General features: G+C 73.9%; 7 protein-coding genes. 5 read left to right on the forward strand and 2 right to left on the reverse strand.

Annotation, left to right across the window (positions count from 1 at the left end; all coding sequences use genetic code 11):
• The 3 genes from ACWEMJ_RS33190 to ACWEMJ_RS33200 form a co-directional block, all read left to right on the forward strand.
• A partial coding sequence (locus ACWEMJ_RS33190; protein WP_452140863.1) for a DUF6542 domain-containing protein occupies positions 1–438 on the forward strand: 438 nt, incomplete at its 5' end.
• Positions 431–1,978 carry an LCP family protein gene (locus ACWEMJ_RS33195; protein WP_452140864.1) on the forward strand — a complete coding sequence of 516 codons (1,548 nt, stop codon included), beginning with the start codon at positions 431–433 and terminating at the stop codon, positions 1,976–1,978. The genes ACWEMJ_RS33190 and ACWEMJ_RS33195, both read left to right, overlap by 8 nt.
• A 185-nt stretch (positions 1,979–2,163) precedes the next feature.
• Positions 2,164–3,543, forward strand: a complete 1,380-nt coding sequence (locus ACWEMJ_RS33200; RefSeq protein ID WP_452140865.1) for a DUF1254 domain-containing protein — start codon at positions 2,164–2,166, stop codon at positions 3,541–3,543.
• Positions 3,544–3,610: 67 nt separating this feature from the next.
• Here the strand turns inward: ACWEMJ_RS33200 and ACWEMJ_RS33205 are convergent, their stop codons facing one another.
• Both ACWEMJ_RS33205 and ACWEMJ_RS33210 read right to left on the reverse strand, forming a co-directional pair.
• Positions 3,611–4,543: a M56 family metallopeptidase gene (locus tag ACWEMJ_RS33205; RefSeq protein ID WP_452140866.1), complete on the reverse strand. Its 933-nt coding sequence runs from the start codon at positions 4,541–4,543 to the stop codon at positions 3,611–3,613.
• Between the two features lie 3 nt (positions 4,544–4,546).
• On the reverse strand, positions 4,547–4,990 hold the full coding sequence (locus ACWEMJ_RS33210; RefSeq protein ID WP_452140867.1) for a BlaI/MecI/CopY family transcriptional regulator: 444 nt from the start codon (positions 4,988–4,990) through the stop codon (positions 4,547–4,549).
• 527 nt (positions 4,991–5,517) lie between these two features.
• On the opposite strand from ACWEMJ_RS33210, the gene ACWEMJ_RS33215 reads away from it, so the two are divergent.
• On the forward strand, positions 5,518–6,240 hold the full coding sequence (locus tag ACWEMJ_RS33215; RefSeq protein ID WP_452140868.1) for a class I SAM-dependent methyltransferase: 723 nt from the start codon (positions 5,518–5,520) through the stop codon (positions 6,238–6,240).
• Between the two features lie 100 nt (positions 6,241–6,340).
• A complete protein-coding gene (locus ACWEMJ_RS33220; protein WP_452140869.1) occupies positions 6,341–6,628 on the forward strand; it encodes a hypothetical protein in 288 nt (95 codons plus the stop codon).
• The last annotated feature ends 378 nt before the right edge of the window (positions 6,629–7,006 follow it).

Consider the following 7,006-nt stretch of genomic DNA (forward strand, 5'->3'; position numbering starts at 1 on the left):
CTCCCCGCCGAGGCCCGCCCGGCCGCCGCGCGGCGCGCCGACCGCCGCCGCCCGGCCGCCGCAGCGCCGGACCGGATGCCCGCCGCGCTGCCCGCGCTCGGGCTGCCCGTGCTCGGGGCGCTCGGCGACGAACTGCTCGGCGACGGCCTGGGCTGGCTGTACGCGGGCTGCGCGGTGCTCGGCGCGGGAATGGCCGCGCTGGTCGCCGGCCGGCGCGGCTGGTGGTGGATCATCACCGGCGCGCCCGTGGTCACCCTGGCGGTGGCCTGCGCCGTCGACTACCTGGCGCGCGGCGACCGCTACCGGGGCGCCGGACTCGCCACCGAGGGCCTGCGGCTGATCAGCGGCCAGTTCTGGGCGATGGTGGCCGCCCTCGCCGCCGCCCTGCTGGCCGTCGCCGTCCGCAACCGCCGCACCCGGAGGGCCCACCATGGCTGAGTCGCTCGGCGCCCGCCGTCCCCGCACCGCCCCGCTGGTGATCGCCGGCCGCACCGTCGCCTGCGGAGTCTCGCTCGCCGTGCTCGCCGTCAGCGGCTTCGCCTGGTACACCGTCAACGACCTGAACGGCGTCACCCGCTCGCACGCGCTGGACGAGGCGAAGAAGAACGCCCCCAAGCACCTCGACAAGTCCCTCAACATCCTGCTGATCGGCCTGGACAGCCGAAAGGACATGGACGGCAACGACCTTCCCAAGGAGTTCGTCCAGGACGAACTGCACGCCGGCTCCAGCGAGATCGGCGGCTACAACACCAACTCGCTGATCGTGCTGCACATCCCGCCCAGCGGCAAGGTGCAGGCGGTGTCGATCCCGCGCGACGACTGGGTGCAGACCTACGGCGCGGACGGCAAAATGCACAAGGTCAAGGAGGCCTACGGGTACGCCAAGGAGGCCGCCGAGCAGAAGCTCCGCGCCCAGGGCGTCAAGGGGGCGGACCTGGAGCACCGGAGCCGGGAGGCCGGGCGCTCCGCCACCATCCAGACCGTGCAGAAGCTGCTCGACATCCCGATCGACCACTTCGCCGAGGTCAACCTGCTCGGCTTCTACGACATCGCCAAGGCGCTCCAACCGATCACCGTCTGCCTGAACAAGCCCGTCAACGACCCGATCGTCTCCCGGGTCACCGACAGCAAGGGCAACGTGATCCGGCCCGGCGGCGGCACCGGCCTGCAACTGCCCGCCGGCGAGAGCCAGTTGAACGCCGCCCAGGCGCTGTCCTTCGTCCGCCAGCGGCACAACCTCACCAACGGCGACCTCGACCGCACCCACCGCCAGCAGGCCTTCATCGCCTCCGTCGAGTACAAGCTCAAGCAGCAGGGCGTGATCGACGACCTCGGCAAGCTGCAGGCGCTGCTCGACGTGGTCAAGAAGGACGTGGTGATAGACGACGACTGGCAGCTCCTCGACTTCGCCCAGCAGGCGCCCAACCTGACCGGCGGGAACGTCGAGTTCAACACCCTGCCGATCGTCAAGTTCGCCACCGTCGGCGGGCAGGAGGTCAACCAGGTCGACCCCGCCGAACTGCAGCGCATCGTCAAGCAGCTGTTCGGGCAGGCCCGCGACACCCCGCCCGCCCCGGCCGCCGGCACCGACGCCCCCGAGGCCGCGCCGCCCGCCAACGCCGCCGCGACCACCGTGGACGTGCTGAACGGCTCCCCGGTCACCGGTGCGGCCGGGGCGGAGTCCAAGGCGCTGGTCGCGCTCGGCTACCGGGCCGGACAGGCCGCCAACGCCGACACCCGCCCCAGGACGACCACCGTCAAGTACGGCGCCGGCGCCAAGGACGCCGCCGAGCAGATCGCCACCCGCTACGGCGCCACCGCCACCGCCGCGAGCGGCGTCCCAGCCGGGCACGTCCAGATCACCCTCGGCGCCGGGTACACCGCCCCCGGCACCGCTGCCGCCGAGCCGAGCCCCGCCCCGAGCCTCCAGATGCAGGGCCCTCCGGTCAAGGCCGGGGGAGTGCCCTGCGTCGACTGACCCCGGACGGCGGCAATCCGCCTGCCCTTCCCCGTACTTGACCAGCCGTCACCTGCGGCGGCAATCAATCGGACGGAAGAATTCCAGTTGGGGAGGGCCTTCACAAATGGCCGGTTCCGCCGCTGCCGGCGTCCGGTACCGGTCGGTAGCGTCGTGGCTCTCAACCGCCCAGGAGGGACGACGGCATGGCTTCCTCGCACCAACCCGCCAACTCCGCGCACCACGCGCTGGCCAAGGCGACCGACGCGTACGTCTTCGGGTACTCGCTGATCATCGAGGAGTTGACCCGCCGGCTGCAGACCAACACCGTCAAGCCCAACGCGACGCAGGCGCCGACCAACCAGCTGCTCCAGTACACCTCGCCCGCCACGCCGGCCACCACCGACGTGGTCCGGCCCAACGTCGACACCCTCTACACCCAGTGCTGGCTCGACCTGACGGCCGAGCCGATGGTGCTGGAGGTGCCGGTCATGGACGCCGGCCGCTACTGGATCATGGAGATCCTGGACGCCTGGTCGAACGTGGTCGGCGACCCCAGCTCCCTCGACCCGCAGGCCGGCTCCGGCACCGACCCGAACACCGGTGCCGAGGTCTACGCCTACGCGCTCACCGGCCCCGACTGGCAGGGTGAACTCCCGTCCGGCGTGCACCAGTTGGCGATGCCGACCAACGTGATCTGGCTGCTCGGCCGGATCGAGATCCACAACACCGGCACCGAGGAGATCGACACCGTCGTCGGCTACCAGAACCTGATGCGGCTGCTGCCGCTCACCGCCTGGCCCGACAACGGCAGCTACCTCCCCCCGGACGGCACCTACGACCCGAACCTCCCGGCCACGCCGCCGTCCACGCAGGTCAACAGCATGAGCGGCCCCGACTTCTTCCGTGAGCTCGCCGCCCTGCTCCCCAGCACCCCGCTCAACCCGCAGGACCCCCGGATGTCCGCGATCCTCGAAGAGCTCGGCCTCTACCCGCACGACCCCGCCAAGCTTCCCTCCGACAAGCACCTGGAGCAGGCGCGCGACCGCGGGCTCGCACTCATCAAGAACCACCAGGCCTCCGAACCGGTCAACGGCTGGACCTTCACCAAGACCGACGTCGGCTACTACGGCACCCACTACCTGCAGCGCGCCTACATCGCCGCCATCGGACTCGGCGCCAACCTCCCGCAGGACGCCCTCTACCCCAGCTACCGGGCCGCCGCGTCCGACGCCGACGGCAACCCGCTCAGCTACACCCTCACCTTCCCCGCCGGCCAGCTGCCGCCCGTCGACGCGTTCTGGTCGCTGACCGCCTACGACGCCGACAGCTTCCTCGTCGCGAACCCGGCCGACATCTACGCCGTCGGCCACTACGCCGCCCCCGTCGCCGACCCCGCCACCGGCGACACCGTCCTCCACCTGCAGGCCGCCCAGCCCGCCGACGAGCAGCTCGCGCAGACCAACTGGCTGCCCATCCCGACCAGCGGCAACTTCTCCGTCACGCTGCGGATGTACGCGCCGGTCACCGCGGACATCCCCGAGGACTGGCCGGCCGCGCTCGTCCAGACCGACGAACCCGCCTGACGCCCGCCCCCCGAAAACGGTCAGGCCCGCCCGGAACGTCTCCGGGCGGGCCTGACGGTGGCGGGGGCTACCAGGGCGTGGCGGCCTTCACCAGCAGCAGCAGCGCCACCGCCGCGTTCAGCGCGAACACCGCCGAAGCCGCCGTCCCCGCCGCCGCGACCATCGCCGCCAGACCCGCCGGACTGGCCGGCGGCGGCCACGACTCGCGCAGCGCCGGACTGAGCAGCGCCGTCACCCGGCGGGGAATCGGACCGGGGGCCGCGAACGCCGCGAACGAGGGCGCCGGCCCGGCGGAACGGGTGACCAGCGCCGCCCGGGCCACCGCCCGCGCCGTCAACCGGCGGTCGCCCACCGAACCCGCGGCCTCCTCGTCCGCCCACCGCTCCGTCGCGTACCCCACCGCCTGCTGCAACGGCCGCAGGAACGGGTTCACGCAACTCGCCAACTGCGCCGCCAGCAGGAAACGGTGGTGCCGGTTCGCCAGGTGCGAGCGCTCGTGCGCCAGCAGCGCCCGCTGCTCGTCCGCGTCGAGGCTGTCCATCATCGCCGTCGACACCACCACCCGGCCCGGCACACCCGGCACCGCGTACGCGTACGGCTCCGGGTCCGGCAGCACCACCGGATCCGAGTCCCACGGCATCGGCGCCAGCGCCCGCGCCGCCCGCGCCCGGATCCGCAGATGGCGGCGCAGCGAACGCGAACACGCCGTCAACACCGTCACCAGACCCACCACCGCGGCCGTGCCCACCTCCTCGTGGAACGGCACCGCCGTGCGGATCTCCGGATCCGACCAGCTGTCCGGCAGCGGGTTGCCCGGAATCTGCGCGGTGCCCACCACGAACAGCAGACCCAGCGCCAGCGTGCTGCACACCGCCATCGACACGCCGATCCAGCTCAGCAGCCGGACCGCGTTGCGCGGATGCAGATGGTGCTCCGCCAGCCGCGCGATCGGCCACGACGTCAACGGAAGGACCAGCGGAAGGAAGACGAAGAAACCCATCGCTCAGCGCCCGCTGCCCCGGCCCGCGCCGTCCGGCGGCGGCTCCGTCGCGTTCAGCAGCGAACGCAGCAACTGCTCGTCCTGCGGCGTCAGCGCCGTCACGAAACTCGCCAGCACCGCGTCCCGGTCCGGCTCGGTGTCCAGCAGCCGACGCATCCGCCGTGCGGTCAACCCCGCCGCGTCCGCCGCCGCCGACCACACGTACGCCCGGCCCACCCGGCTGCGCGACACCGCCTGCTTCACCAGCAGCCGCGACAGGATCGTCATCACCGTGGTGTACGCCAGCTCGCCGCCCAGCTGCTCCTGCACCCAGGACGCCGTCACCGGCCCCGGCGCGCGGTGCAGCACCGTGAGCACCTCGGTCGCCAGCTCGCCCTGACCGCGCCGCCGACGGCCGCCCTCCTCGCCGTCGCCCGGCTCGTCCGGATCGAGGCCCGCCAACTCCATCGGAGACTCCCTCCGCGCGGCCGCCCCGCGCTCGACCCGGACTGTTCGGACTGTTCAGCCCCCATCCTAGAACCCGGCGCGGCCGGGCCCCACCGGCCGGGAATGCGTCCACCGCCCCCCGGTCGGGGTCTGCGCCGAGCGCCCCGACGGGGGTGCAGGCCGCCGACCTTCGCGGCGGGGGAGTCGGCGTCTGGCCGGAGTCTCTCGGGCTGCCGTCCCCGGTGGGCACCGGCACCACCGCGCCCGCCGCTCGGGAAAGCGTTTACCGACCACGGGCCGGGGCCTGCGTCGAGCGCCCCGACGGGGGTGCAGGCCGCCGGCTTTTCGCGGCGGGGGAATTGGCGTCTCTCGGGCTGCTGTCCCCGGTGGACGCCGGCACCCCGCGCCCGCTGCTCGGGAAAGCGTCCACCGGCCCCGGCCGGGGCGTGCGTCGAGCGCCTCGGCAGGTCGATCGGGTGCGCGGGCCGCCGGCCGTTCGCGGCGGGGGAGTTGACGGGGCGTCGGAGGCCCTCGGCTACTGTCCCCGGGTGAACACCGATGCCACCGAGCCCGGCCTGCTGGCCATGGACAGCACCGCCGGATACGCCGACGCCGCCGAAGCCCTGGTCGAGCAGTACGAGAGCGTGAGCTTCGCGGACGTCCACCGCGAAATGCTCCACCTGTTCCCGACCCGCCCCGCCGCCGTCCTCGACATCGGCGCCGGCAGCGGGCGCGACGCCGCCGCCCTCGCCGCCGCCGGCCACCGCGTCACCGCCGTCGAACCCACCGCGCCGATGCGCGAAGCCGGCCGCGCCCGGCACGCCCGCCACCCCATCGACTGGGTCGACGACGCCCTCCCGCAGCTGCCCCGGGTCACCGCCCGCGGCGAGCGCTACGACCTGATCCTGCTCACCGCCGTCTGGATGCACCTGGACGCCCGCCAGCGCGCCGCCGCCATGGCCACCCTGGCCGGCCTGCTCGCCGACGACGGCCGGATCGTCCTTTCGCTGCGGCACGGCCCGGTGCCGCCCGGCCGCCGGATGTTCCCGGTCGGGGCGCCCGAGACCGTCGCCCTCGCCCGCGCCCACGGCCTGGCCCCGCTGCACCTCGCCCACCGCGAGGACCCGCACGCCCGGGCCGGGGTCGGCTGGACCTACCTCGCGCTGCACGCCGCCCCGCACGACACCGGCGGCGGCCGCGCCGCCGAGGGGCCGTCAGCGACCGCCCCCAGCACGCCGGGCCTGGACGGAGACGGCGTGAGCAGGTCGTAAGGTGGAGACGCCCGGCGCCCGGCGGGTCGGCCGCGCGGCACCGGCACCCATGACCGCACGGCCCCGACGGCCGCGCACCGAGGGAAGGACGATCCGCGCCATGGCAGCTGACATCAGGGTGGAGCCCCTGGGCGACCGCGAGTACCTGGTCCGGGTCGAGGAGGGGTCCGCCGAGGCCTCCACCCGGATCCGGGTCACCGACTCCGTGTTCGACCGGACCGGACTCCCCGAGGTCGAGGAGGGCCGGGTGGTGCAGGAGACCGTGGCCTTCCTGATCGAACGCCAGCCGGTGATCGACATCCCCCCGATGATCGACCTGGACGACCTCGCCGACGCCTATGGCGACAGCTACCTCCAGGAGCTGGAACGCCGCCTCGGCGCCCGCTGACCCCGGCGGACCCACGGCCGGCCCGCCCCACCCGGCAGGCCGGCCGCCGCACGCCCGGGCCCGATCCGCCGCCTGCGGACGGGTTCCCGACGGAGCGTCGGAAAAATGGTTCGACACGGGACGGACGGACTGGCAGGCTGCCGGCCATGAGCTACCGAATCGAGTCCCCCGTCACCCGGTGAGCGCCCCCGCGGAGCGTCCGCCGACCGCGCTGTACGACCACGCCCGGCCGCTGCTCGGCGCCGCCCTCCCGCCCGGGGGCGGCCACCCGCTGCCCGGCCCAGCCGGGTCTTCGCGGTGGCCGTGAAGAACTGACGGTTCACTTGCTGCCGGGCAGCGCGGGGTGGCGGCCCAGCACCACCACGCCGACCACGATCG

Source organism: Kitasatospora sp. NPDC004531 (assembly GCF_053602195.1).